Origin of the sequence: Novosphingobium sp. 9U (genome assembly GCF_902506425.1) — a bacterium.
Lineage (GTDB): Bacteria > Pseudomonadota > Alphaproteobacteria > Sphingomonadales > Sphingomonadaceae > Novosphingobium.
This window is the reverse complement of sequence record NZ_LR732469.1, coordinates 1,623,239-1,648,946: the sequence shown is the minus strand read 5'-3', so window position 1 is coordinate 1,648,946 and position 25,708 is coordinate 1,623,239. Positions and strand designations below refer to the sequence as shown.

The following is a 25,708-nucleotide window of genomic DNA, read 5'->3' as shown; positions in this document are numbered from 1 at the left end:
GTGTCTTCTATCCCGTCCTGGGCCGGATGGTTCGGCCTGATCCGCGTGCTTCGCTCATGCCGAAACGGCCCCTGCACGCTTGTCTCGTGCCTTGCAGGGGCGCGGCTTAACTGAAAATGAGCACCACCGATAGCGCGATTGCACAAGGCTCACAACGGTGAGGCAAGGGCAGCCCAGCGCCGGCGCCGGCTTACTTGAAGCCGATGTTCTTGAGCGCGAAGCCAAGCTGGAACGAGTTGCCCTTCCGAGCGTCGCCGGTCGCCTGGTAGTCGCGGCGCCAGGTCAGCGAGACCTGGAGGCAGTCGTCCTCATACGCGGCGCCGATGCGGGTGCGCAGCGGCTGGAAACCGTCCGAGCCATAGGTCGGGTCCTCGCTACGGTCTGTCAGGTTGACCACGGCCGAGCCGAACAGCGACCAGTAATTCAGGAAAGCCGCACGCCCGGCAAAGCGCAGTTCCTCACGGTCGCGCAGGTCCTCCACCTCGTCGATGTCGCGGTTCAGCTTGGTATAGCCGATCTCGGCATACGTGCGGCTGTTGCCTACGGTCGCGTCGATCTCGTTGCGGCGGACGGCAAAGCTGTCCTTGTCGACGCGGTAGCGGTGCGTGACCGTGATCCAGTCGCGATAGCGAACTTCCGTCCGACCGACGATGTCCGATGTCTTGTTGGAGAGCCCGGTGCCATCCGGCAGGATGGACTCGCGGTTGCTAAGCCGCACCGACTGCCCAACGTTCGCCTTCACGCGCCAGCGGGGCCGCTCGAACTGCCAGTCGACGCCATAGGTGAAGCGCACTCCGTCTTCGATCCGGTCGTAGCCGGGGAAGCGGTTCAGCGCGAAGAGGTTGCTGTCCTCCAGGTCGATCGCGCGTGCGTCTTCGTTGGGGATCGAGAGGTTGGCGGTCTTGGGCGTCGCCACCAGCTGCACCCGCGGTGTCAGCACTTGCGTTCCCCCGAACACCGATCCGACCAGCGGCCAGCGGACGTCGACGGCCGCCGTCGCGATGCCGCGGGTCTTCCAGCCGGCTTGGCCACGGTACAGGTCGGTCAGGGTAAGGTCGTTATCGCTCGAGTGGTAGACATCCCCGCGCGCCAGGCCGGTGAGGGTTACCTCCTGGCCCATGCCCGTCAGCTTGCGCAGCGACCACTGCGCCTTGGCAAAGGCGCGCTGCGTGTCCTGACCGTCGCTGCGGCTGATCGCGAGCGTGTTGACCTGCGTCTCGAACTTGCCGCCGAGCACGGGATCGTCGAAGCGGCGGCGGTAGTCGAGCAAGGGCAGGGCGAGAGGCACCTGGCCCTGATCCACCCCGCGCCGCAGCGTCTGGGTCGCCCAGCCGGAGATCGAGAGATAGCTGTTCGGGTCAATCCGCTCGACATCCACCATCGAGCGGAGCCGGTCGTCGCGGCTGATGTCGTAGCGCCGCAGGAAGGTGCGGTCGCTGGCGCGGCGGATCGAAGTCGTCACGCTCCAGTTCGGGTCGAGCTGGAAGCGCCCGTTGGCAAAGACGTAGCCGCGAAAGCTGCGATCCGATGCGCCGGTCCCGCCACTGATCGGGATGCGGCTGCTGGAAGTCGCATAGCCGGTGATCTGGTACGCACCCTTCGACGTTAGCGCGCGATACTGCCCGCTGACCATCGGCGCGACCTTGGAATAGGCATAGAGCGTGCCGGTAAGATCGCGGTTCTTCGCGATCTGCCAGTAGTAGGAGTCGCTCACCTCGATGCCGTTCGACGGCGACACGCGGAAATCGGGGACGAGAAATCCGCCGACGGAGCCGCCGCTTGTGGAGATCCGAAGGCCGGGCAGGGGTAGCTTGACGAGGTCGAACAGTTCGAGCCGGGCGTTCTTGAATGTGATCCGCTCCGCCGCCTCATCGTAGACGACTTGGTTCGCGGTGACGCGCCAGCTTGGCGTCTTGGGACAGCCGTCGTTATCCTCGACCGCGCAGCCGGTGTAGGCGGCCTTGTTGAGGATGACCTTGCCGTTCTCGATCCTGCGGCCCTGCACGGCGGCGAGGCGGCCGCCCTGGCGCAAGGCGATCAGCAGGTTTTCCATGGCGCCCGTCTTGAGTTCGTCGGTGAGCTCCACCCGGTCGGTGAAGAGCTGGTTGCCGTTCTCGTCGACCAGGCGGACATTGCCGGTCGCCACGATCTGGCCGCTCTGCTGGTTCCAGGTCACCGTATCCGCACGCACCGACTGGTCGTCGCGCCGCAGGACGACGTTGCCGGTGGCGGTGACGTCTTGCGAGTTCTGCGCGTACTCGACCTTGTCGGCGGCGAAGGCGACCGGAACTTCGTTGGCGTTGGTCGCCGGTGGCGGGGCAGGCGGCACTGACATCGGCTGATCGGGCAGCGGCCGGGTAAGATCCTGAGCCCAGGCCGATCCGGGGATCGCCAGCGCGACCAGGCTCGCAGCCAAGGCACTCAGCGAAAGCGAGCGCAAGCAGCGGGGCCGCAAGAGACAGTTATGGGCTTGCAGCGAGTGCGGCTGGGCGGGGGGCATGGCTTGCCTATCGCATCGCCCGCGCTTAACTGCAATCCGCCGGTGAGGCGCAGGTACGTCCTTTGCGACAGCCCGCCGCCGCGGGTACGATCCCGCTCGCCAGACAAGATGAAGTCCGTGAGGAGAATGCATGCAGATTCAATTCCTTGATGCCGGTGCGAAGTCGAGCGCAGGCATCCTCGTGCATCTCGTCAACCAGGATGCCGTGCCTGCGCAATTCGAAGCGGTGCTGGTCGAGGCGGCACGCCAGTCGCGCTTCGCCGGCAAGGCCGGGCAAGTCTTCGAGGGCTTCGCCGAGCGGGATGGCCGTGTGCGCCGGGTCGTGCTGGCCGGCCTGGGCGAAGCTGGTGCCGAGGACCGCGTCACTGCCGCCGAGAAGGCCGGTGTCGCGCTGGTCGGCAAGTACCTGACCTCGGGCGAAAGCTCGCTGGCGATCGACCTGGATGGTGCAGGCCTGTCGCAGGATGAAACCGTCGCGCTGCTGCTGGGTGCGCGCCTGCGGGCCTGGCGCTTCGATGCGTACCGCACCAAGCAGAGCGACGACAGCAAGCCGAGCCTGCAGCAGATCGACGTGATCGGCGCGCCTGCTGGGATCGATGCGCGCTGGGCTGATGAAGAAGCGCTGGCGAAGGGCGTGGAGTTCACCCGCGAACTGGTGACCGAGCCTGCGAACGTGATCTATCCCGAGAGCTTCGTCGAGCGCGCGCGTGCGCGGTACGAAGGCACGGGCCTGGACGTGCGCGTCCTCGACGAGGACGAGATGGCGCACCTCGGCATGGGCTCGCTGCTCGGCGTGGCGCAAGGCTCTGCCCGGCCGGCGCGTCTGCTCGTGATCGAGTGGAAGGGCGGCGTGGCCGGCGAGAAGCCGATCGCGTTTGTCGGCAAGGGTGTGACTTTCGACACCGGCGGCATCAGCATCAAGCCGGCCGCGGGCATGGAAGACATGAAGTGGGACATGGGCGGCGCCGGTGCAGTCGCCGGGACCATGCTGGCCCTGGCGCTGCGCAAGGCCAAGGCGAACGTCGTCGGTGTGTGCGGCCTGGTCGAGAACATGCCCGACGGCAAGGCACAGCGTCCCGGTGACGTCGTGACCTCGATGTCCGGCCAGACGATCGAGGTAATCAACACCGACGCGGAAGGCCGCCTGGTTCTCTGCGACGCGCTGACCTGGGTTCAGCGCGAATTCGCGCCCACGCGCATCGTCGATCTGGCGACGCTGACCGGCGCCATCATCGCCTCGTTGGCGCATGAGTACGCCGGCCTGTTCTCGAACAACGATGCACTGGCAGCGGACCTGACCGCAGCAGGCGCTGCGACGGGCGAGCCGCTGTGGCGCTTCCCGATGGGCCCCGCCTACGACAAGATGATCGACAGCCCGATCGCCGACATGAAGAACGTCGGTAGCCGCTTCGGTGGCTCGATAACCGCCGCGCAGTTCCTGAAGCGCTTCATCGAGAACGACACGCCTTGGGCGCACCTCGACATTGCCGGCACCGTCTGGGCCGACAAGCCCGGCGCCACTTGGGACAAAGGCGCGACCGGCTTTGGCGTGCGCCTGCTCGATCGCTTAGTGCGCAACACGATCGAGGGTTGATCGTCAGGGCGGCCGTCCCGATGCGCGTCGACTTCTACCAGCTCTCGCGCGATCCGGTGGAGGTCGCCCTGCCGCTGCTCGCCCGCGCGACGTTAAAAGCGGGCGAGCGGATGCTGGTGGTCTCAAGCGACGATGCGCAACTCGGACGGATCGGTGTGGGGCTCTGGGCCGTGTCGGACAGCTTCCTCGCTAACGGTCGCGCCGGCGGGGCGCACGATGAGCGCCAGCCCGTGCTCCTCTCCGACCGGCTCGAGCCGGCGAACGGCGCGCGTTTTCTCGCTCTAGCCGATGGCACCTGGCGCGAGGAGGCGACGAACTTCGCGCGCACCTTCCTGCTGTTCGACGACCGCACGGTGGAAGGCGCCCGCGGCGTCTGGCGCCAGCTGCGCGGGCGTGAAGGAACCGAGCGCCACTTCTGGAAGCAGGACGGCGGCCGCTGGATCGAGGCGGCGTAAGCCTGCGCCTTGCTTCGCTGCGCCGACCCGGCTAGGGGCGCGCGCAACCTGACAAAAGCCTCTCTGCAAGGAACTCCCATGGCCGTGACCCGCACCTTCTCGATCATCAAGCCCGACGCCACGCGCCGCAACCTGACCGGCGCCGTCACCAAGATGCTGGAGGAAGCCGGCCTGCGCGTGGTCGCGTCCAAGCGCATCCAGATGAGCCAGGAGCAGGCTGAGGGCTTCTACGCGGTTCACAAAGAGCGTCCGTTCTTCAGCGACCTGGTCAGCTTCATGATCTCGGGCCCGGTCGTCGTGCAGGTGCTCGAGGGCGAGGACGCCGTGAAGCGCAACCGCGACATCATGGGCGCCACCAACCCCGAGAACGCGGACGCGGGCACCATCCGCAAGGAACTGGCCGAGAGCATCGAAGCCAACTCGGTCCACGGTTCGGACTCCGAAGAGAACGCCAAGATCGAGATCGACTACTTCTTCAAGCCCGAAGAGATCGTCGGCTAAGCGCAACGCCTCAGTGCCGACATGCCGAAGGCCGCTCCGATCGGGGCGGCCTTTTGCGTTTGATCCAGTGCGGCTCGGTGCGGTAGTCTGGCGGGCAAAGGAGAGTTGCGATGCAAGGCATGGGTGAGACGGGCGAGGCCTGCCCCTTCGAGTTCAACTTCGATCCGGCGACGTTCAAGGCCGGCGACACCGTCAGCTATCGTGTCACCGGGAGCCTCGATGGGTTCCCGTTCGTCGGCACGCTGCTGGAAGTCCATGACGACCACGTCGTGATCGCCGGTGACGCCAACGATCCGGACGCGCGCTACAAGGGCACGCGTGAGAGCCGGCCGGTGGTGGAGTTCTCCGAAGTCTAGATCCTCCTCTGCAAGGGGAGGGGGACCGCCAGCGCAGCTGGTGGTAGAGGGGTGCAACCTTCTCCGTCGAGCACTCCGCCAGCGGTGACTCCCCCTTTGTCAGCGGCTACGCGTCTGCCGCCTCCCCTTGCAGCGAAGGATCTTAATCGCCCCGCTGCGTCTTCGCCGCCAGTTCCGCGACTGCAGCATCGTACTGCGCTGCCATTCGCTCGACCCGCGCTGCCACCGGCTCCACCGCCTCGATAGCGCCGATACCCTGGCCAGAGCCCCAGATGTCACGCCAGGCCTTGGCTGCCGAAGTCCCGCCCGATCCGAAGTTCATGGTGCTGACATCGCCCTCGGGCAGGTTGTCGGGGTCCATGCCGGCGGCCGTGATCGATGTGCGCAGATAGTTGCCGTGCACGCCGGTGAACAGGTTCGAGTTGACGATGTCGGCGGCATGCCCATCGACGATGGCCTGCTTGTATCCCTCTACCGCATTCGCCTCGGGCGTCGCGATCCACGGCGTGCCGATATAGGCGAAGTCCGCGCCCAGCGCCTGCGCCGCCAGGATCGAGCGACCGTTGGCGATCGCACCGGACAGCGCGACCGGTCCCTCGAACCAGCTGCGGATCTCCTGCATCAGCGCGAAGGGTGACTGTGATCCGGCATGCCCACCGGCGCCGGCCGCCACGGCGATCAGTCCGTCCGCACCCTTGGCGATCGCCTTGCGTGCGAAAGCGTCGTCGATGACATCGTGCAGCACCATGCCGCCCCAGTCATGCACCGCCGCGTTCACATCTTCGCGCGCGCCGAGCGAGGTGATCACCAGCGGCACCCGCCACTTGGCGCAGATCGCCAAGTCTTCCTCCAGGCGGTTGTTGGTCTTGTGCACGATCAGGTTGACCGCAAAGGGTGCGGCGCATCCCACAGTCGCCTCGGTGATCTCGTGCAGCCATTCGTCGAGCTGGCTTGCTGGCCGGGCATTCAGGGCGGGGAAGCTGCCGACGATGCCGGCGCGTACTTGCGCGATGACCAGTGCAGGGTTCGACACGATGAACATCGGCGCGGCAATCACCGGCAGGCGCAGCTGCGAGAAGGGCGCGGGCAGAGGCATCGACGGCTCCGTTTAATCGTGCGGTTAAATCGTCGCATAGTGCGCGCGCGCAGCCCTGTCGAGAGACGCACGCGCGATGCCGGGCAGACGTGACGGTTAGCACGTGACCTCGCCTACGCACCATGTAATAGGCAGCACTGTCGATTACACAGGCGGCCGGAAGAGAGGGAGAACACCATGGCGACGCAGACGCTCGATACCTCGGATATCGACAACTACCTGGGCAAGGTTATGGACACCTCGACCTTGCGCGAGCCGATCGGCAACAACGACATTCGCCGCTGGGTGCACGCCATGCACTATCCCAACCTGCTGCACTACGATCCGAAGTTCGCCGCCGAGAGCCGCTACGGCAAGATCGTGGCGCCGCAAAGCTTCGCTATCGCGACCGACGATGGCCACGGCGCCGCCCCGGCCTGCGTCGGCTGCCTGCCCAACTCGCACCTGCTGTTCGGCGGCGACGAGTGGTGGTTCTACGACGCGAAGGTGTCTGCCGGCGACACGATCACCAATACGCGCATTCCGTTCGACTACACCGTGAAGGACACGGGCTTTGGTCCGACCGTGTTCCAGCGCGGCGACAACAACTATGCCAACCAGCACGGCGACCCCATCGCCAAGCAGCGCTCCACCTCGATCCGCTACTCGGCGGCGGCCGGCGGCGACAAGGTCAACCAGGACGATTTCGACGAGCCGGAGTGGGGCGACGAGGAGCTCGACGCGCTGATGGACCGTAAGTTCGCTTGGGTGCAGATGCTGCACGACCTCGGCCACAAGGAGCGCTGGTGGGACGACGTCCAGGTCGGCGACGACTTGCCCGAGCGCGTGTTCGGCCCGCACTCGATCGCCAGCTTCACCACCGAGTGGCGCGCCTTCATCGTCAACACCTGGGGTTCGATGAACCTGCGCAAGCAGGACCTCCTCGCGATGGGCTTCACGCCCGAAATGGCGGGTCACGAGAACGATCCGGACATGATGCTGGTCAACCCGTGGCTTACCGATGGCGCCTACTTCGGCCCCTCGCGCGGGCACCTGTTCCCCAAGTTCGCCCGCAAGATCGGCATGCCGCGCGGCTATGGCTACGGCGCCTCGATGGGCAGCTGGGTGACGGATTACCTGTCGGGATGGGCCGGCGAGCACGGCGGCGTGGTGCACTCGACCGCCAACTATCGCGGGCCGGCACTGACGGGCGATGTGACCATCCAGACCGCCGAAGTGATCGACAAGACGGTGGATGAGGAAGGTCGCAACCTGATCCACGTCAAGCACAAGATGGTCAACCAGCGCGGCGTCACGATGTGCACCGGAACGGCCGAGATCAAGCTGCCGAAGAAGGGCTGAGCCACCCGTATCCTCTCCCCGGCGGGGAGAGGAGATCGGTTCAAGCTGCGTTGGCCGCGCTCAGCACAGCGCGCACGCTGGCTGTGGCGACATCCTCGTCGATGCCCACACCCCATACTGTCCGCCCATCGGGCAGCACGCACTCGACGTAAGCCGCCGCGCGTGCGTCCGAGCTCTGGCCCATTGAGTGCTCGGCGTAATCCTTGACCTCGAGCTCGACGCCGAAGCTGTCCTTCAGCGTCGCGGTGACCGACGAGATCAACCCATTGCCGCGGCCCGATACCGACTGCTCGCGCCCCTCGACGCCGATCTTGCCCGAGAACAGGCGCGTGCCATCGGACGTGCGACCCTCATCCCAGTCAATCAGCTGGTAGCGCTGTTCCCCATCCAGCCGGTAGGCGCGCCGGAACACGTCCCAGATGTCGCTCGCCTGCAGTTCACGGCCGAGCTCGTCGGCCAGTTCCTGCACATGGCGCGAGAAGTGCGCCTGCATGCGTTTGGGCAGCTTCAGGCCCTGATCCTGCTCGATCACCCAGGCGAAGCCGCCCTTGCCGCTCTGCGAATTGACGCGGATCACCGCCTCGTAGCTGCGGCCAAGGTCCGCCGGGTCGATCGGCAGATAGGGTACCGCCCAGAGCTGGTCATTGCGCGTTTCCTGCGCCGCAAAGCCCTTCTTGATCGCGTCCTGATGGCTGCCGGAGAATGCAGTGAACACCAGTTCGCCGCCGTAGGGATGACGCTCCGCTACCTTGAGCTGGTTGCAGTACTCGACCGTCTGGATCACCTCGTCGATGTCCGAGAAGTCGAGGCCGGGGTCGACGCCCTGCGTGTAGAGGTTGAGGCCAACCGTCACGAGGCAGCAGTTACCGGTGCGCTCACCGTTGCCGAACAGGCAACCCTCGACGCGATCAGCGCCCGCCATCAGGCCCAATTCGGCCGCCGCCACGCCGGTGCCGCGGTCGTTGTGGGTGTGCAAGCTGATCACCGCGCTCTCGCGGTTGGGCAGGTTGCGGCAGAAGTATTCGATCTGGTCGGCGTAGATATTGGGCGTCGCCGCCTCGACCGTCGCCGGCAGGTTCAGGATGATCGGGTGCTCGGGGCTGGGCTGGAGGATGTCCATCACCGCCTCGCAGCACTCCAGCGAGAAGTCGAGTTCGGCGGTGGAGAACGTCTCCGGGCTGTACTCGAAGTGCCACTTGGTCTGCGGATACTTGGCCGCCTGGTCGCGCAGGACCTTGGCGCCGTTCTCGGCAATGGCGCGGATCTCGTGCCGCTCCATGCCGAACACCACCTGGCGCCACAGCGGCGAGACCGCGTTGTAGAGGTGGACGATGGCCGCGTGCACGCCTGCCAGGCTCGCGAACGAGGTCTCGATCAGGTCCTGGCGGCTCTGGGTGAGCACCTGGACCAGCACGTCCTCAGGGATGCGGCCGGTGTCGACCAGCCCGCGGATGAAGTCGAACTCGGTGGAGCCGGCGGCGGGGAAGCCGACTTCGATCTCCTTCAGGCCGACTTTTACCAGCAGGTCGAAGAAGCGCGTCTTCTTCTCCGCGCCCATCGGGTCGATCAGCGCCTGGTTGCCGTCGCGCAAGTCGGTGGAGAGCCAGCGCGGGGCGTGCGTGATCGTGCGGGTGGGCCATTGGCGATCGGGCAGATCGACTTGCGGGAACGGTCGGTACTTGACCGAGGGGTTTTTCAGCATGGTCATGGGAGTGTCTCGCTCGGGTATTCTGCGGCCTTGGTCTGGCGGGTGCGTGTGGCTTCGATCCCCTGGGCGCCGAGCGCGCCGATCAGCCGACGCGCGGTCTCACGCCCAAGGGCGGGTAAGTCGCAGAAGGAGGCCGAGCTGGAGAGACATGGTGCTGCCTATGGCGAGCGGAGCCGCGAAAGTAAAGGGTGGAGTTGGCCAGCGCCGAACCGGGCTTGACCCGGTTCGACGGACATTCAGACGCAGCGCAGTGTCTTGATGCGGCCGGCCTCGTCGGTAGTCACCGTCAGACGATCCTCGCGGAAGTCCATCGTCATGGCATCGTGCGGACCGACCACCCGGAGCGCCTGCGCGCCCGACGCGGATTTGATCTTGGCGATCACTTCATCGGTTCGCTGCACACCGATGTAACTTGCCACCTTGGACGCGCCGCACGCATCGCTTCCGACCGGCGCAGGAGGAGGGGGCGGCGGTGGAGGAGCGCCGGGCAGGGGCGGCCGTGGCGAAGTGGAGGCGGGCTCGGGGCGAGCCTCACCTTGCGCCGCGCAGCCTGCGAGCGTGGCTAATGCCGCCATGCTCGCAGCGAGGCCAAGCCGGCTCACTTCTTGGTGAACGCCGCAGCGATCTTCAGCTTCACTTCGTCCGACAGCATCGGCACCATGTTGCTGAAGCCGAAGTCGCTACGCTTGATGGTGCTGGTCGCCTCGAAGCCGACGTTCTCCGAGCCGCCCATCTGCGCAGGCATCTTGCCGGCCCCGTAGAAGGTGGTCGCCAGGGTCACCGGCTTGGTCACGCCGTTGAACGTCAGGTTACCGGTCACATTGGCCTTGCCCGTGCCGGTGGGCTTAACCGACGTCGAGACGAAGGTCGCGTCGGCGGGCGAGGGGCCGAAGAAGTCGGGCTTGCCGGCTGCGTCCTTGGGCGCGCGCAGCAAGTGCGCGGTGAGTGCCGAGTTGGCGGTGGTCACCTTGCTGATCGGGATCGTCACCGAAACCTTGGCGTTCTGCGGATCCTTGGGATCGATCGTCAGTGTGCCGGTGACATCTCCGAAGATGCCGAAGTATGGCGAGAATCCGAGGTGGCTCAGCTCCCACTCGACCAGGGTGTGGGCCGGATCGGCCTGATAGGTGCCGCCGGTGATCAGCGCGGCGTTCTTCTGGCCCGGAGCGGATGGCGCACCCTGAGCCCACAATGGCGCGGTGCCGATGATGGCGAGAGCGGCAACGGAAGCGAGAATGCGGCGCATGGAGTTCCTCCGGGGAAGCAAAGTTGCTCGCGCAACCTGCTGCCCCGGAGGAGGTTCCATGTCAAAGCGTTTCGGGTGGTGTCACCCGTGGCTTGGCGATCAGTTCTTGGCCTTGTCGACCAGCGCGTTGGCCTTGATCCAGGGCATCATCGCGCGCAGCTTCGAGCCGGTTTCCTCGATCGGGTGGCGCTGGGCAGCCTTGCGGGCGGCCTTGAGCTCAGGCTGACCGGCGCGGTTGTCAGACACGAAAGCCTTCACGAAACGGCCGGACTGGATGTCCTCCAGCACGCGCTTCATTTCCTTCTTGGTCTCTTCGGTGATGATGCGCGGGCCGATGGTGATGTCACCGTACTCGGCGGTGTTCGAGATCGAGTAGCGCATGTTGGCGATGCCGCCTTCGTACATCAGGTCGACGATCAGCTTCAGCTCGTGGAGGCATTCGAAGTAGGCCATCTCAGGGGCGTAGCCCGCCTCGACAAGCGTCTCGAAGCCGGCCTGAACTAGCGCCGTGGCGCCGCCGCAGAGCACGGCCTGCTCGCCGAACAGGTCGGTCTCGCACTCTTCACGGAAGTTGGTCTCGATGATGCCCGAGCGGCCGCCGCCCACGCCCGACGCATAGGCGAGGGCAACGTCATGCGCGTTGCCGGTCGCATCCTGGGCAATGGCGATCAGGCAGGGCACGCCACCGCCGCGCTGGAACTCGGAGCGCACGGTGTGGCCCGGGCCCTTGGGCGCGATCATGATCACGTCGATGTCGGCGCGCGGCTCGATCAGGCCGAAGTGGATGTTGAGGCCATGCGCGAAGGCGAGCGCAGCGCCCGGCTTCATGTTGGCGTGCAGGTCATCGGCGTAGATCGCCGCCTGGTGCTCGTCGGGCGCCAGGATCATGAGGATGTCGGCCCACTTGGCGGCTTCGGCGTTGGACAGCACCTTAAAGCCGGCGTCCTCAGCCTTCTTGGCGGTCGCCGATCCGGCACGCAGGGCAATGGCGACTTCCTTGACGCCGCTGTCACGCAGGTTCTGCGCGTGGGCGTGGCCCTGGCTGCCGTAGCCGAGCACCGCGATCTTCTTGTCGGTGATCAGATTCAGGTCGGCGTCGGCGTCGTAGTAGACTTTCATCTCGGTGGTTCCTTGCGTGAATTCGTCATGCTGAACTTGTTTCAGCATCCATCCCGCCTTCTGGCCCAGGGCTATCCGGAGAGATGGACCCTGAAACAAGTTCAGGGTGACGAGGGGATTGGGACTAGGTTCGAGTTACGGGTTCAGGCTTCGGTGGCGCCGCGGATCATGCCGACGATGCCGGTCCGGCCGACTTCGACCAGGCCGAGATCGCGCATGAGTGCCACGAAGCTGTCGATCTTGTCGGGCGCGCCGGTCAGTTCGAACACGAAGCTCTCGGTGGTGGTGTCGACTGGCCGGGCGCGGAAGATCTCCGCCACGCGCAGCGCCTCCACCCGCTTCTCGCCGGTGCCGGCGACCTTGATCAGCGCCAGCTCGCGCTCGACGTAAGGGCCGTTCTCGGTGAGATCGACCACCTTGTGCACCGGCACCAGGCGCTCGAGCTGGTGGCGAATCTGGTCGACCACGTTCTGCGGCCCGTGCGTGACGATGGTGATCCGGCTGACCGAGTGGTTGTCCGTGATGTCGGCCACGGTCAGGCTGTCGATGTTATAACCGCGCGCGGTGAACATGCCGGCGATGCGGGCCAGGATGCCCGCCTCGTTGTCGACGGTCACAGTGAGGACGTGCCGCTCCTCCGCGGCCTTGTGGATCTTCATGGTATCAGTGTCCTCAGACCAGCGCCTTGGCTTCGTCGCTCACGGTGCCGACCACTTCGTCGCCGTGGAGCAGCATCTCGGTGTGCGCCGCGCCGCTGGGGATCATCGGGAAGCAGTTGGTGTCCTTGGCGACGAGGCAGTCAACGATGACGGGGCCGTCATGGTCGATCATCGCCTGGATGCCGGCGTCCAGCTGGCTCTCGTCCTCGATGCGGATGCCCTTCCAGCCGTAGGCCTCGGCCAGTTTCACGAAGTCGGGAAGGCTGTCCGAGTACGAGTTCGAGTAGCGGCTCTCGTACGTAAGTTCCTGCCACTGGCGCACCATGCCCATCCACTCGTTGTTGAGGATGAACACCTTGACCGGCAGGCGGTACTGCGTGGCGGTGCCCATCTCCTGGATGTTCATCTGGATTGAGGCGTCGCCAGCGATGTCGATCACCAGCTTGTCGGGCGCGCCGCACTGCGCGCCGATGGCTGCGGGCAGACCGTAGCCCATGGTGCCGAGGCCGCCCGAAGTCAGCCAGCGGTTCGGCGCGAAGAAGTGGAAGTGCTGCGCCGCCCACATCTGGTGCTGTCCGACCTCGGTCGAGATGATCGGATCGCGATCACGCGTCAGCTCGAAGAGGCGTTGCACCGCGTACTGGGGGGCGATCGCCTCGGCCGAGCGCGGGTAGGATAGGCTGTTGCGGCTGCGCCACTGATCGACGCAGGCGTGCCAGGCCGTAAGGTCCTGGCCGTTGCGGCCGCCCCATTCGGCCAGGATCTGCTCCAGCACCAGTGCGCAGTCGCCGACCAGGGGCAGGTCGACCTCGACCGTCTTGTTGATGGAGGAGCGATCGATGTCGATGTGGATCTTCTTGCTGTCAGGCGAGAACGCGTCGAGCCGTCCGGTGACGCGATCGTCGAAGCGCGCGCCGACGCACAGGATCAGGTCGGCCTGGTTCATCGCCATGTTCGCTTCGAAGGTGCCGTGCATGCCCAACATGCCGAGCCAGTCCTTGCTGTCAGCCGGGAACGCACCCAGGCCCATCAGCGTCGAGGTAACCGGCGCGCCCACCTTCTCCTGTAGCTCACGCAGCAGTGCAGAGGCGCGGGGACCCGAGTTGATGACGCCACCGCCTGTGTAGAACACCGGGCGCGTCGCCGCCGCGAGCATGTCGACGGCCAGCGCTATGTCGGCGGACGGGGCTTCGGTTTTGGGCGAGTAGCGGTTGCGCCGCTGCGGCGCGCCATGGTGCCACAAGGCCTGGGCGATCTGCACGTCCTTGGGAATGTCGATCAGCACCGGCCCAGGGCGACCCGTCGTGGCGATCTGGAAGGCCTCGTCGATGATCGACGCAAGTTCGGCCGGGTCCCGCACCAGGTAGTTGTGCTTGGTGCAGTGGCGCGACATGCCGATGGTGTCGGCTTCCTGGAACGCGTCCGAGCCGATCAGCGCAGTCGGGACCTGGCCAGTGATGACGACCAGCGGGATCGAGTCGAGAAACGCATCCGCCACGCCGGTCATCGCGTTGGTCGCGCCTGGGCCCGAGGTGACGAGCACGACCCCAGGCTTGCCCGTGGAACGGGCATAGCCCTCGGCCGCATGAGCCGCGCCGGCTTCGTGGCGGACCAGGACATGACGAATGCGCTCGTCCTGGAACAAAGCATCGTAAATCGGCAGTACCGCGCCGCCCGGGTAGCCGAATACGAATTCGACTCCCTGCCGCACGAGACTTTCGACCAGGATGTTCGCGCCGCTGCGCTCTTCACTCACAACACTTGTCCTTACTCTTGAGGCGTCTGATCTGTTCTTGCGCCTTGGCCGCCGGAAGGCTGACCGGGCTCTTAATGAAATGGACCCGGCACCACAATGGCGGGCCGGGTCGCATCCTCTCCCTACCGCCTCTTGATGTTCGAGCGGTTAGGCGGCGCCTAGGTGATCAAATATGTCCGGTCAACCCAAAAGAGTGTAATATTGTTGCTAGGTGATCCGGCTCGTCGAAATCTTCGAAGCTCATGCGCGGCCATTCGGCCGGCGGCTGGTGCCGCAACCACGTGAACTGGCGCTTGGCATAATTGCGGGTCGCCTGAGCGCCGCGGGCGATCGCGTCCTCAAGGTTCGCCGCGTTGCGCAAGTAGGCGGCGAGTTCGGGCACACCGATCGCGCGCATGACGGGCAGATCGGGGTCGAGCTGTCGCTGCAGCAGGCGTGCGACCTCGTTGAGTGCGCCGCGCTCGATCATGCGTTGAAACCGCAGGTCGCAGCGGGCGTAAAGCGCCTCGCGCGCGGGCAGCAGGATGGCGGCACGCACGCTGACCCGATCGCAGATGCCGCCTTCGGTCTGCGCCTGCCACGTCCCAAGCGTCTGCCCGGTCGATCGGATCACTTCCAGAGCGCGCGCAACCCGCGTCGTGTCGGCGGGAGCGAGCCTGGCCGCGCGCTCCGGATCCTCGCGGATCAGCGCCGCGTAGGCGTCGGCGACGGGCAGGGCTCGAACCTCTGCACGCACCGCTTCATCGATCGGCGGAACCGGGGCGATCCCGTCCAGCAGGGTGCGGATATAGAGCCCGGTCCCGCCCACCAGCACCGGCACGCCACCTTCGGCATGCACCGCGTCGATCTCTCGCCGGGCAGCCATCGCCCAGTCTGCGGCGGAGCAAGTCTGCGCGCCGTCCCAGGTGCCGAACAGCCGGTGTTCAATGCCGCCCATATCGGCTGCCGAAGGCCGCGCGCTGAGCACCTCGAGATCGGCGTAGACTTGTGCGCTGTCGGCGTTGATCACCACCGCGCGTCGACCTTGCGCCTCAAGCGCTTGCGCCAGCGCGACGGCACAATCGCTCTTGCCGCTGGCGGTCGGCCCTGCGATGAGCGCCAGCGGCGGCCGCGACGGGTCGGGTCGCGCGAACCAATCAGAGGAAGTTTCGGTGCTCATCGCTCGGCTGATAGCAGACACGCAAGGCCTGTCCGCAAGGATCGAAGCGGCGCGTGCGGACCTGGAAGCACGCGGCGTGCGCCTGGCCGGCGTCGCCATGCTCGATCATTGTGGAGAGACGCTGGAGATCACCTCTCCGGATGACGATCGAGCGGCCATGCTCGACGTGCTCGACCAGCACTTTGCGCCGGCCGACATGCTGGTCGCCAACGATGATATCGTGTTTCCGCGCGTCTTTGTGTCGGACATGGATTCGACCATGATCGGGCAGGAGTGCATCGACGAACTCGCCGACTTCGCCGGCCTCAAGGACCGGGTCGCCGCCATCACCGAGCGCGCGATGCAGGGAGAGCTGGACTTTGAGTCCGCGCTGCGCGAGCGCGTCGGACTCCTGACCGACTTGCCCGAGAGCGCGATCACTGAGTGCCTGGCAAGCCGCATCGTGCCGATGGCGGGCGCCAAGACCCTGGTGGCGACGCTGAAGGCGCGCGGCTGCCGCACGGTGCTGGTCACCGGGGGCTTCCACCACTTCGCCGATCCGGTCGCCGAGCAGCTGGGCTTCGAATACGTGGTCGGCAACCGATTGGAGGTCGCGGCGGACAAGCTGAGTGGCGGCCTCGATGGTGCGATCGTCGACAGCGCGGTCAAGAAGGCGACGCTGCTGAGCGAGGCCGAGGCGCTGGGCGAGGACGTGGTCACGATGGCGATCGGCGACGGGGCCAACGACATCCCGATGATCGAGGCGGCGACCTATGGCTTCGCCTACCACGCCAAACCCAAGGCACGCGCCGCCGCCAACGGGCGCATCGACCGCGGAGACCTGACCAAGGTGCTCAAGCTGCTCGGCGTGCCCATGCGCGACTGGGTCGGCTGACGTGGCCGAGGGCGGCGGCCGGGGCAGGGGAGCGCTTCGTTTCCTCGGCAACGGCCATCCGCGCTATCGTCTGTTTCTCGTTGCACTGGCGGTGTGCTCGGCGGTGCTGAGCCGGTTCGTCAAGATCGACATCGCGATCCTGATCGGCTTTGACCTTGCGGTCCTCGCCTTCACCCTCTCGTGCATCAAACTGTGGCGCAGCGGCAAGCCGGACGAGATGCGCGTGGAGGCCAAGCGCGACGACGCCGGGCAGTTCCTGTTGCTGGTGCTGACGGCGGTGATCAGCGTCGTGGTGCTGACCGCGCTCGGCATCCTGATCCTCGACAAGCAGGGATTGGACGTCTGGCATATCGTGCTGCTGGTCTCGACCCTGCTGTCGAGCTGGACGTTCGCCAACCTAGTCTATGCCTTCCACTACGCTCGGTTGTTCTACTCGGCCGCCACCGGCGGTGACCACGGGGGCCTCGACTTCCCCGGCGACTACGAGCCCGAGTTCGCCGACTTCGTGAACTTTGCGTTCGTGATCGGGATGACCTGCCAGACGGCCGACATCACCATTACCCATTGTGCGATGCGGCGCGTCTCGACCTTCCACGGGCTGTTCGCGTTTGCGTTCAACCTCGGCATCCTGGCGCTGACGGTGAACGTGCTGGCTTCGTCTTAGGCAGGCTTGGCGGGTGCGAGGGCTTTAGCTGTCCATCCAATCGCGGAAGAACGCCTCGTGCGCCCCGCGCAAGGTTGTCAGATCGCTCGCGCTCTCGCCGTGGACGCTGCGGAAGGTGAGTGTCCCGCCTTCGGTTTCGCCGAGCGCGACGGCTACCAGGCCAGCGCTCTCCACCGCATCGAGCACGGCAACTGGATCGTTGGTGGTTACGACATAGCGCGCCTGGTCTTCGCCGAACCAGAATGCCGGTTCGCTCACCATGTCCTCCGGCGCAGCAACGGCAAAGCCGATGCCGCTCGCCAGCGCCATCTCCGCCAGCGCGACAGCCAGACCACCGTCCGAGCAGTCGTGCACCGCTGTGAGCTGCCCGCGCTCGATGAGCTCGCGCACCGTATCGCCCGCGAGCTTCTCGAGCGAGAGGCCAACAGGCGGCGGCGGGCCTTCCTCACGGCCCAAGATCTCGCGCAGCCAGAGCGATTGGCCGAGGTGCCCGCTCTCGCCACCGATCAGGACGATCGTCTCGCCTTCAGCCTTGAAGGCGATCGTCGCCATGCCCTCGTGGTCGTCGAGCAGTCCGACGCCGCCTATTGCAGGCGTCGGCAGGATCGCCGAGCCGCCGCCAGTCGCCTTGCTCTCGTTGTAGAGCGAGACGTTGCCGCTCACGATCGGGTAGTCGAGCTGGCGGCAAGCCTCGCCCATGCCGTGCAAGGCGTGGACGATCTGCGCCATGATCTCGGGCCGCTGCGGATTGGCGAAGTTGAGGCAGTTGGTGATCGCCAGCGGCTTTGCGCCGACCGCGCTGATGTTGCGCCAGGTTTCGGCCACGGCCTGCATGCCGCCCTCGTAAGGATCGGCGTAGACGTAGCGCGGTGTGCAGTCGGTGCTGATCGCCAGCGCCTTCTTCGAGCCGTGAACGCGCACGACGGCCGCATCGCCGCCGGGCTTCTGCAGCGTGTCGGCGCCGACCTGGCTGTCGTACTGCTCCCAGATCCACCTGCGTGAGGCGAGGTCGGCCGTGCCCATCAGTTTGACGAGATCGCCTGCGACATCGGTGGTGTCGGGCACATCGCCGAGCGGCAGGACCGCGGCCCAATCGGCATACTCTTCGCGCGTGATATAAGGCCGTTCGTACTCGGGTGCGTCGTCAGCCAGCGGTCCGAGCGGGATGTCGCACACCACTTCGCCGTCGAACTCCAGCACCATATGGCCGGTATCCGTCACCTCGCCGATCACCGCGAAGTCGAGCTCCCACTTGCGGAAGATCGCCTCGGCCATCGGCTCTTTGCCGGGCTGGAGCACCATGAGCATGCGCTCCTGGCTCTCGCTCAGCATCATTTCGTAAGGCGTCATGCCCTCTTCGCGGCAGGGCACCGCGTTCATGTTCAGGCGAATGCCCGCGCCGCCCTTGCTCGCCATCTCGACCGAGGACGAAGTGAGGCCGGCCGCGCCCATGTCCTGGATCGCGACGATGGCGTCGGTCGCCATCAGTTCGAGGCAGGCTTCGATCAGCAGCTTTTCGGTAAAAGGGTCGCCGACCTGCACGGTCGGGCGCTTCTCATCGCTGTGCTCATCGAAGTCGGCGCTCGCCATGGTGGCGCCGTGGATGCCGTCCCGCCCAGTCTTGGACCCGACGTAGACGATCGGATTGCCCAGGCCCGTAGCGGCCGAGTAAAAGATCTTGTCCTGCTGAGCGATGCCGACCGTCATCGCGTTGACCAGGATGTTGCCGTCATAGGCCTTGTGGAAGTTGGTCTCGCCGCCGACGGTGGGCACGCCCACGCAGTTGCCATAGCCGCCGATGCCTTGGACCACGCCTTGCACCAGATGCTTCATCTTCGGGTGGTCGGGACGGCCGAAGCGCAGCGCGTTCATGTTGGCGACCGGCCGCGCACCCATCGTGAACACATCGCGCAGGATGCCGCCGACGCCCGTCGCCGCACCCTGATAGGGCTCGATGTAGCTGGGATGGTTATGGCTCTCCATCTTGAAGATGGCGGCCTGATTGTCCCCGATGTCGATCACGCCCGCGTTCTCGCCAGGGCCGCAAATCACCCAGGGCGCGGTCGTCGGCAGCTTCTTCAGGTGCACGCGGCTCGACTTGTACGAGCAGTGTTCGGACCACATGACCGAGAAGATGCCGAGCTCCACCAGGTTCGGTTCACGCCCGATGGCGTCCAGCACGCGCTGGTATTCCTCGGGGTTGAGGCCGTGCGCCTCGACGATCTCAGGGGTGATTCCGGACATGGGCCGCGCCTTAGCGGGAGAGCGGCGGGGTGGCTAGGGTGAGGAGAGCTCTCCGCAGTCGGGCCCCACGCCTCACTTGCCATGCCCCACGTCCTTCCGTGCAGCCGCTTGACCCGCGCCGCGGGCAACGCCATTGCTGCGCACGATGACCCAGACGCCCGAAATCGCCGCGATGAGCTTCGAGGATGCGCTGCGCGCACTGGAGGACGTGGTGCGGGCGCTGGAGAGCGGCGACGTTCCACTCGACGACTCGATCACGCTCTATGAACGCGGCGAGGCGCTGCGGCGGCACTGCCAGGCGCGGCTCGATGCGGCGCAGGCGCGGATCGAGAAGATCGTGGCAGGGCCTGATGGTCTGCCTGCATCCACCCAACCTTTCGATGCCGTGGGCCGCTGAGCCTTGGCCTCGGTTCGCGACGAAAGTGCTCAAGACGTGAGCGCGGCGCTGCTGCCCGACGCACTGGCGCGCATCGCGGGCGAGATCGACAACGCCTTCGACCTGCTGCTGCCGGTGCCTGCCGACGCGCGGGCGCGCCTTGTCGAGGCGATGCGCTATGCGGCGATGGGTGGGGGCAAGCGCCTTCGCCCGCTGCTGCTGTGCGCCACCGCGGCGATGTACGCCGTTGACCGTGACGCGGCGGTGCGCGCGGGCTGCGCCATCGAATCGATCCACGTCTATTCGCTCATCCACGACGACCTGCCGTGCATGGACGACGATGCCTTGCGCCATGGCAAGCCGACCCTGCACCTTGCTTTCGACGAAGCCACCGCCGTGCTCGCAGGCGATGCCCTGCATGACTTCGCGTTCGAGATCCTGTCCGATCCGGCGACCAGCGCGGACCCGTTCGTGCGTATCGAACTCGTCCGTGCGCTCGGGCTCGCGAGCGGCTGGCAGGGCATGGCCGGTGGTCAGATGATGGACCTGGTCGCCGAGACCAGCGAGTTCGACCTGCCGACCGTCACCCGCCTGCAGCAGCTCAAGACTGGCGCCTTGCTTGGCGCGGCCGTGGAGATGGGCGCGATCCTGGGCCGCGTGCCGCCCGAGGGGCGCACCCACTTGCGCGGCTATGCACGGGACATAGGGCTGGCGTTCCAGATCGTCGACGACTTGATCGACCACGAAGGCGACGCGCAACTGGCCGGCAAGGCGGTCGGCAAGGATGCGGGCGCGGGCAAGGAGACCTTTGTCTCGCTCCTCGGCGCCGAACCCGCGCGCCAGCGAGCGCACATGCTGGTCGACCAGGCACTGGCGCACCTGGCGAACCATGGCTCCGAGGCGGACCTGCTGCGGGCGGTGGCGCGCTATATCGTTGAGAGGGATCATTGATGTCGGGGCAGCGCACCGGAGTCTATCCTGGCACCTTCGATCCGATTACGCTGGGCCATGCCGACATCATCCGGCGCGGGTCGAAGCTCGTCGACCGCCTGATCCTGGGCGTGACCACCAATCCCTCCAAGGACCCGATGTTCACGCCCCAGGAGCGGATCGCCATGGTCGAGCGCGAGGTGGCGGCCATGGGCCTCGATAACGTCGAGGTGGTCGGGTTCAATGCGCTGTTGATGAAGTTCGCCGAGGTGCAGGGCGCCAGCGTGATTATCCGCGGTCTACGCGCGGTCGCCGACTTTGAGTACGAGTACCAGATGGCCGGCATGAATCAGCAGCTCAATGCCGGCATCGAGACGGTCTTCCTGATGGCTGATGTCGGCCTGCAGCCGATCGCCTCCAAGCTGGTCAAGGAAATCGCCTTGTTCGGCGGTGATATCGCCAGGTTCGTCAGCCCCGCCGTGCGCGAAGACGTCGTCGGGCGGATCGAGACGCTGGGGCGCCGGGGCGATTACTGACCGCACGACTCGAGCGATCTGACGCCGACGCATTGTTTCCGTTCATTGCCATGACAGCGGCTTGGTTCTATCGCGCCAGCATCTGTGTTCCCCAGTCGCGGCTCCCCCCAAGATGCCTCGCACGATCCGAGAGTTGCCGATGAAATCCCGCCTGCTTGTGTCGACGATGATGGGCATGATGATGGGGCTTGCGCTCGCCAGCTCACCCGCGGACGCCAAGAAGAAGGCGCCGGTGACTGCCGAGGTGCCGGCCTTGCCCACGGTGATCGACACTGACATCTCGCATGATCCAGACAACGTGCTGCTGCTGGACCTGTCCGACGGCGGCCGCGTCGCCATCCGCTTGATGCCGCAGTGGGCGCCCAACCATGTCGAGCGGATCAAGACTCTGGCCAAGCAGGGCTTCTACAACGGCGTGATCTTCCATCGCGTGATCGATGGGTTCATGGCGCAGACCGGCGACCCGACCGGAACCGGGCAGAGCGGCTCGCAGCTGCCGGACCTCAAGGCCGAGTTCAACGCCATGCCGCATCTGCGCGGCACGGTCTCGATGGCGCGCACCAACGATCCGGATAGCGCCAACAGCCAGTTCTTCATCGTGTTCTACCCGCGCTTCGCGCTCGACCATAAGTACACGGTGTTCGGCCGGGTGATCGGCGGCATGCAGTACGTCGACGCGATCCAGCGCGGCGAACCGCCTGCGAACCCGACCAAGGTGCTGCATGCCTCGCTCGCGAGCGAGAACAAGTCGGCGCCTGCCGCTCCGGTCAGCCCCGCGGCGCCGATAGCGAGCGCAGCGCAACTCAGCACGTCTAGCTCGGACTGATCGCAGGGCTCGCTACGCCCTAAGCAGACCGATGGACGTCGACCTCTTCGATTTCGAGCTACCGCCCGAGCGCATCGCCTTGCGTCCGGTCAAACCGCGCGATGCTGCACGGATGCTGGTGGTGGACGGGACGGCGCCGTTCGCGGACCGCCACGTGCACGATCTCCCTTCGCTGCTGCGGGCGGGCGACGTGCTGGTGTTCAACGACACGCGCGTCATCCCCGCCCAGCTCGAAGGCCAGCGCGGTGAGGCACGGATCGGCGCGACGCTGCACAAGCGGATCGACTTGCGCCGCTGGCAGGCCTTCGTTCGTAACGCCAAGCGGCTGCGCGAGGGCGACCGCATCGCCTTTCCCGCCGATGTCTCCGCCATCGCCGAGCAGCGGCACGAGGACGGGAGCTGGACCCTAATGTTCGAGGGCAACGAACCAGTCGAGGTTCTGCTCGAGCGGGCCGGGCGTATGCCGCTACCGCCCTACATCGCTGGCAAGCGCCCCACCGACGAGGCGGACCGCAGCGACTACCAGACCATGTTTGCCGCCCGTGATGGGGCCGTCGCCGCCCCGACTGCCTCGCTGCACTTCACGCCTGAGCTTGTAGCCGCCCTCGACGCCGCCGGGATCGCGCGCGAGACGCTGACGCTGCACGTTGGTGCGGGCACGTTCCTGCCAGTCAAGGCGCAGGATACCGCCGAGCACCGCATGCATGCCGAATGGGGCCACCTCGACGCGGCCACCGCCGCCCGCCTCAACGCCGCGCGTGCCGCCGGCGGCCGCCTGATCGCGGTCGGCACCACCAGCCTGCGCCTGATCGAGAGCGCCGCGCATGAAGACGGCACGATCGCCCCTTTCGAAGGGGACACCTCGATCTTCATCACGCCCGGCTATCGTTTCCGCGCCATCAACGGCCTGATGACCAACTTCCACCTGCCGCGCTCGACCCTGTTCATGCTTGTCTCGGCGCTGATGGGACTGGAGCGGATGCAGGCGGTTTATGCGCATGCGATCGCAAGCGAGTACCGGTTCTACTCATACGGGGACTCGTCGCTGCTGCTCCCCTGACATATTGCGGCAGGGAGCTTGGAACATAGCGGCCTGCGAGCCATCTATGTCCGCGATGGAACCCATTCTTGAAATCCGCAATCTCACCAAGACCTACAAGGGCGGGTTCACCGCTCTCAGGAATGTCGATCTCGACATCCGCAAGGGCGAGATTTTTGCCCTGTTGGGGCCAAACGGCGCGGGCAAGACGACGCTGATCGGTGCGGTCTGTGGCCTCGTGCGTCCGACCGGCGGCACCATCCGTGCCTTTGGTGAGGACATGGGGCGCAACTGGCGCACCTTGCGCGCGCGGATCGGGCTCGTGCCGCAGGAGCTGGCGACCGACATGTTCGAGCCGGTCCTGCGCTCAGTCACGCACTCGCGGGGGCTGTTCGGCCTCACGCCGGATCCGGCGCGCATCGAGGGCATCCTCAAGTCACTCAGCCTGTGGGACAAGCGCGACGTGCAGATCCGCGCGCTGTCGGGCGGCATGAAGCGCCGGGTGCTGATCGCCAAGGCCATGGCGCACGAGCCCGAGCTGCTGTTCCTGGATGAGCCGACAGCCGGCGTCGATGTCGAGCTGCGCCGCGACATGTGGAAGCAGATCGCCCAGATGCGCGAGCGTGGAACCACCGTGATCCTCACCACCCACTATATCGAGGAAGCCGAGGAGATGGCCGACCGGGTTGGCATCATCCGCCAGGGCGAGATCCTGATGGTGGACGACAAGGACGCGATGATGAAGCGCATGGGCCGCACCGAGGCGCACATCGCCCTGGCGCAACCGCTTGGTGCCGTGCCGCCGTCGCTGTCATCCTATTCCGTTACGTTGTCGGAGGACCACTCCACGCTGACGTATCGTGGCGGTGACGGCGCCGGGCAGGGCAAGGCCGACGTGGCGCAGATCACCAAGCTGCTCACTCGCGAGGGGATCGACTACGTCGCCATCGACCAGCACGAATCCAGTCTGGAGGACATCTTCGTCGATCTCGTCGAAGGCGGGAGCCAAGCGGCATGAGCCTGTTCAACGCCCGCAGCGCCTGGACCATCTACAAGCAGGAACTGCTGCGCGCCTTTCGCACGGCGATGCAGTCGATCCTGGCGCCGGTGCTCACCACCTCGCTCTACTTCGTCGTCTTCGGCGCGGCGATCGGCGGGCAGATGCAGGGCGGCATGAACGGGATGAACTATGGCGCGTTCATCGTGCCCGGCCTGCTGCTGCTGACGATCCTGGGCGAGAGCACCAGCAACGCGAGCTTCGGCATCTACATGCCGCGCTTCACCGGCGCGATCTACGAGCTGCTCTCCGCCCCGGTTGGCGTCGGCGAGACGCTGGTCGGCTTCGTCGGCGCGGCGGCCACCAAGTCGCTGATCCTGGCCGCGATCATCCTGCTCACCGCCACGCTGTTCGTCGACTACACGATCGTCCACCCGTTCTATGCGCTGGGCTTCATCCTGCTGGTCTCGGCCAGCTTCTCGCTGTTCGGCTTCATCCTGGGCATCTGGGCCGACAGCTTCGAGAAGCTGTCGGTCGTGCCGATGCTGATCCTGACGCCGCTGACGTTCCTGGGCGGTACGTTCTACTCGGTCAGCATGCTGCCCCAGCCCTGGCGTACGGTCGCGATGGCCAACCCGGTGGTCTACCTCGTCAACGGCCTGCGCTGGACGTTCTACGGCACGTCGGACGTGTCGATCTGGGTCTCGCTCGGCCTGACTCTAGCGTTCCTCGCAGCCTGCGTGGCGCTGATCGCGTTCATTTTCCGCACCGGGTGGCGTCTGCGTAACTAAGCGGGTAGAATCCCTGGGCATGTCCGCCCGTATCGCTGTCCTCGCCTGCTGCCTCGCTGCTGCCGCCACCCCCGCGCGCGCCGAACTCCCCGGACCCGTGCGCGCGATGCTGGAAGCGGCGATGCGCACCGATGACGCCAAGGCGGTCGACGCGGTGGTGAAGGCTGCGAAGGAGACGCAGCCGCAGGACGCCGCCGAAATCGACGCGATGAAGCAGAAGTTTGACGACTCCCACAAGCTCGTCGCGGCTGAAAAGGCCGAGAACGAGCGCGAGCGGGTGCTCGCCGCGCGGCCGCTGCAGCTATGGAAGGGCGAGGGCGAGATCGGCGCCTTCAACTCCACTGGCAACACCAGCAGCGCAGGTGTCTCGGTTGGCCTCAAGCTGGAGCGGGTCGGCGTCTACTGGCAGCACAAGCTGCAGTTCACCGCGGATTACCAGAAGACCAGCGGCGTCGTCTCGCGAGAGCAATACCTGGCCTCGTACAACCCCCGCTACACGCTGAGCGACCGCTTCTACGCCTATGGCCTGGTGCAGTACGAGAACGACCGCTTTCAGGGCTACACCAGCCGTTACTCCCTTTCGCCCGGCTTCGGTTACCGCGTCTATAACACCGACGACCTGAAGCTTTCGTTCGAAGGCGGCCCGGCCTTGCGTTTCACGAACTTCGTCGACGAACCCTCGCGCACAACGACCTCGGCGCTCGGTTCGCTCGACTTCGCGTGGAAAGCCACCAAGGCGATCCGCCTGACCCAGCAGGCGAGCGCCTACATTGAAGACCGGAACAGCACCTTTACCTCGACCACCGCGATCGAGGCCGGCATGCTGAAGGGCCTCAAGGCGCGGGTCTCCTATCGCTATGAGCACGACAGCGACCCGCCGGACGGCTCTCGCCAGACAGATACCCTCTCACGCTTCACTCTCGTCTACGGCTTCTGACTTT

At 66.0% G+C, this 25,708-nt stretch carries 25 protein-coding genes; 15 read left to right on the top strand and 10 right to left on the bottom strand.

Annotation, left to right across the window (positions count from 1 at the left end; genetic code table 11):
- Positions 1 to 190: 190 nt before the first annotated feature.
- Positions 191 to 2,500: an LPS-assembly protein LptD gene (locus GV044_RS07635; RefSeq protein ID WP_159867685.1), complete on the bottom strand. Its 2,310-nt coding sequence runs from the start codon at positions 2,498 to 2,500 to the stop codon at positions 191 to 193.
- Between the two features lie 130 nt (positions 2,501 to 2,630).
- On the opposite strand from GV044_RS07635, the gene GV044_RS07630 reads away from it, so the two are divergent.
- From GV044_RS07630 to GV044_RS07615, 4 genes are all read left to right on the top strand, one after another.
- Positions 2,631 to 4,094, top strand: coding sequence for a leucyl aminopeptidase (locus GV044_RS07630; protein WP_159867664.1), 1,464 nt, complete (start codon positions 2,631 to 2,633; stop codon positions 4,092 to 4,094).
- Between the two features lie 20 nt (positions 4,095 to 4,114).
- The gene (locus GV044_RS07625) at positions 4,115 to 4,549 is read left to right on the top strand and encodes a DNA polymerase III subunit chi (RefSeq protein ID WP_159867661.1); all 435 of its coding nucleotides are present in this window, start codon (positions 4,115 to 4,117) and stop codon (positions 4,547 to 4,549) included.
- Between the two features lie 78 nt (positions 4,550 to 4,627).
- Positions 4,628 to 5,050: a nucleoside-diphosphate kinase gene (gene ndk, locus GV044_RS07620; protein WP_159867658.1), complete on the top strand. Its 423-nt coding sequence runs from the start codon at positions 4,628 to 4,630 to the stop codon at positions 5,048 to 5,050.
- A 110-nt stretch (positions 5,051 to 5,160) separates the two neighbouring features.
- Positions 5,161 to 5,406, top strand: coding sequence for a hypothetical protein (locus GV044_RS07615; RefSeq protein WP_159867655.1), 246 nt, complete (start codon positions 5,161 to 5,163; stop codon positions 5,404 to 5,406).
- Positions 5,407 to 5,548: 142 nt separating this feature from the next.
- Here GV044_RS07615 and GV044_RS07610 read toward each other — a convergent pair whose 3' ends face one another.
- Positions 5,549 to 6,502 (bottom strand): nitronate monooxygenase family protein, encoded by a 954-nt coding sequence (locus tag GV044_RS07610; protein ID WP_159867652.1) that lies wholly within the window; start codon positions 6,500 to 6,502, stop codon positions 5,549 to 5,551.
- A 177-nt stretch (positions 6,503 to 6,679) separates the two neighbouring features.
- On the opposite strand from GV044_RS07610, the gene GV044_RS07605 reads away from it, so the two are divergent.
- Positions 6,680 to 7,843: a MaoC family dehydratase N-terminal domain-containing protein gene (locus tag GV044_RS07605; protein WP_159867649.1), complete on the top strand. Its 1,164-nt coding sequence runs from the start codon at positions 6,680 to 6,682 to the stop codon at positions 7,841 to 7,843.
- A gap of 40 nt (positions 7,844 to 7,883) precedes the next feature.
- On the opposite strand, the gene leuA is transcribed toward GV044_RS07605, so the two are convergent.
- The 7 genes from leuA to miaA all read right to left on the bottom strand — a co-directional run bounded on the left by leuA (position 7,884) and on the right by miaA (position 15,490).
- Positions 7,884 to 9,551 (bottom strand): 2-isopropylmalate synthase, encoded by a 1,668-nt coding sequence (gene leuA, locus GV044_RS07600; RefSeq protein ID WP_159867646.1) that lies wholly within the window; start codon positions 9,549 to 9,551, stop codon positions 7,884 to 7,886.
- Between the two features lie 236 nt (positions 9,552 to 9,787).
- The gene (locus GV044_RS22515) at positions 9,788 to 10,126 is read right to left on the bottom strand and encodes an I78 family peptidase inhibitor (protein WP_256377250.1); all 339 of its coding nucleotides are present in this window, start codon (positions 10,124 to 10,126) and stop codon (positions 9,788 to 9,790) included.
- Between the two features lie 23 nt (positions 10,127 to 10,149).
- The gene (locus GV044_RS07590; protein ID WP_159867640.1) at positions 10,150 to 10,797 is read right to left on the bottom strand and encodes a YceI family protein; all 648 of its coding nucleotides are present in this window, start codon (positions 10,795 to 10,797) and stop codon (positions 10,150 to 10,152) included.
- A 99-nt stretch (positions 10,798 to 10,896) separates the two neighbouring features.
- Positions 10,897 to 11,916, bottom strand: coding sequence for a ketol-acid reductoisomerase (gene ilvC / locus GV044_RS07585; RefSeq protein ID WP_159871054.1), 1,020 nt, complete (start codon positions 11,914 to 11,916; stop codon positions 10,897 to 10,899).
- A gap of 143 nt (positions 11,917 to 12,059) precedes the next feature.
- Positions 12,060 to 12,575, bottom strand: a complete 516-nt coding sequence (gene ilvN, locus GV044_RS07580; RefSeq protein WP_159867637.1) for an acetolactate synthase small subunit — start codon at positions 12,573 to 12,575, stop codon at positions 12,060 to 12,062.
- A 13-nt stretch (positions 12,576 to 12,588) separates the two neighbouring features.
- Positions 12,589 to 14,331, bottom strand: coding sequence for a biosynthetic-type acetolactate synthase large subunit (gene ilvB / locus GV044_RS07575; RefSeq protein WP_159867614.1), 1,743 nt, complete (start codon positions 14,329 to 14,331; stop codon positions 12,589 to 12,591).
- 166 nt (positions 14,332 to 14,497) lie between these two features.
- Positions 14,498 to 15,490 carry a tRNA (adenosine(37)-N6)-dimethylallyltransferase MiaA gene (miaA, locus tag GV044_RS07570; protein ID WP_159867612.1) on the bottom strand — a complete coding sequence of 331 codons (993 nt, stop codon included), beginning with the start codon at positions 15,488 to 15,490 and terminating at the stop codon, positions 14,498 to 14,500.
- Here miaA and serB point away from each other — a divergent pair.
- Positions 15,483 to 16,364: a phosphoserine phosphatase SerB gene (serB, locus tag GV044_RS07565; protein WP_159867609.1), complete on the top strand. Its 882-nt coding sequence runs from the start codon at positions 15,483 to 15,485 to the stop codon at positions 16,362 to 16,364. The genes miaA and serB overlap by 8 nt on opposite strands.
- A gap of 1 nt (position 16,365) precedes the next feature.
- Entirely contained in the window at positions 16,366 to 17,028 is a 663-nt protein-coding gene (locus GV044_RS07560) for a DUF1345 domain-containing protein (RefSeq protein ID WP_236554780.1), read from the top strand.
- A gap of 24 nt (positions 17,029 to 17,052) precedes the next feature.
- On the opposite strand, the gene purL is transcribed toward GV044_RS07560, so the two are convergent.
- Entirely contained in the window at positions 17,053 to 19,272 is a 2,220-nt protein-coding gene (gene purL / locus GV044_RS07555) for a phosphoribosylformylglycinamidine synthase subunit PurL (RefSeq protein WP_159867606.1), read from the bottom strand.
- A 145-nt stretch (positions 19,273 to 19,417) separates the two neighbouring features.
- On the opposite strand from purL, the gene GV044_RS07550 reads away from it, so the two are divergent.
- The 8 genes from GV044_RS07550 (at position 19,418) to GV044_RS07515 (ending at position 25,704) form a co-directional block, all read left to right on the top strand.
- Positions 19,418 to 19,669: an exodeoxyribonuclease VII small subunit gene (locus tag GV044_RS07550; protein ID WP_159867602.1), complete on the top strand. Its 252-nt coding sequence runs from the start codon at positions 19,418 to 19,420 to the stop codon at positions 19,667 to 19,669.
- Between the two features lie 36 nt (positions 19,670 to 19,705).
- A complete protein-coding gene (locus GV044_RS07545) occupies positions 19,706 to 20,599 on the top strand; it encodes a polyprenyl synthetase family protein (RefSeq protein ID WP_236554778.1) in 894 nt (297 codons plus the stop codon).
- Entirely contained in the window at positions 20,599 to 21,114 is a 516-nt protein-coding gene (gene coaD, locus GV044_RS07540; RefSeq protein ID WP_159867596.1) for a pantetheine-phosphate adenylyltransferase, read from the top strand. Before GV044_RS07545 ends, coaD begins: the two co-directional genes overlap by 1 nt.
- A 139-nt stretch (positions 21,115 to 21,253) precedes the next feature.
- On the top strand, positions 21,254 to 21,940 hold the full coding sequence (locus GV044_RS07535) for a peptidylprolyl isomerase (RefSeq protein WP_159867593.1): 687 nt from the start codon (positions 21,254 to 21,256) through the stop codon (positions 21,938 to 21,940).
- Positions 21,941 to 21,971: 31 nt separating this feature from the next.
- Positions 21,972 to 23,000, top strand: coding sequence for a tRNA preQ1(34) S-adenosylmethionine ribosyltransferase-isomerase QueA (gene queA / locus GV044_RS07530; RefSeq protein WP_159867590.1), 1,029 nt, complete (start codon positions 21,972 to 21,974; stop codon positions 22,998 to 23,000).
- Positions 23,001 to 23,055: 55 nt separating this feature from the next.
- Positions 23,056 to 23,997, top strand: coding sequence for an ABC transporter ATP-binding protein (locus tag GV044_RS07525; RefSeq protein WP_159867587.1), 942 nt, complete (start codon positions 23,056 to 23,058; stop codon positions 23,995 to 23,997).
- Entirely contained in the window at positions 23,994 to 24,767 is a 774-nt protein-coding gene (locus GV044_RS07520) for an ABC transporter permease (RefSeq protein WP_159867584.1), read from the top strand. The genes GV044_RS07525 and GV044_RS07520 overlap by 4 nt, the downstream gene beginning before the upstream one ends.
- Before the next feature lie 19 nt (positions 24,768 to 24,786).
- Positions 24,787 to 25,704: a YdiY family protein gene (locus GV044_RS07515; RefSeq protein WP_159867581.1), complete on the top strand. Its 918-nt coding sequence runs from the start codon at positions 24,787 to 24,789 to the stop codon at positions 25,702 to 25,704.
- The last annotated feature ends 4 nt before the right edge of the window (positions 25,705 to 25,708 follow it).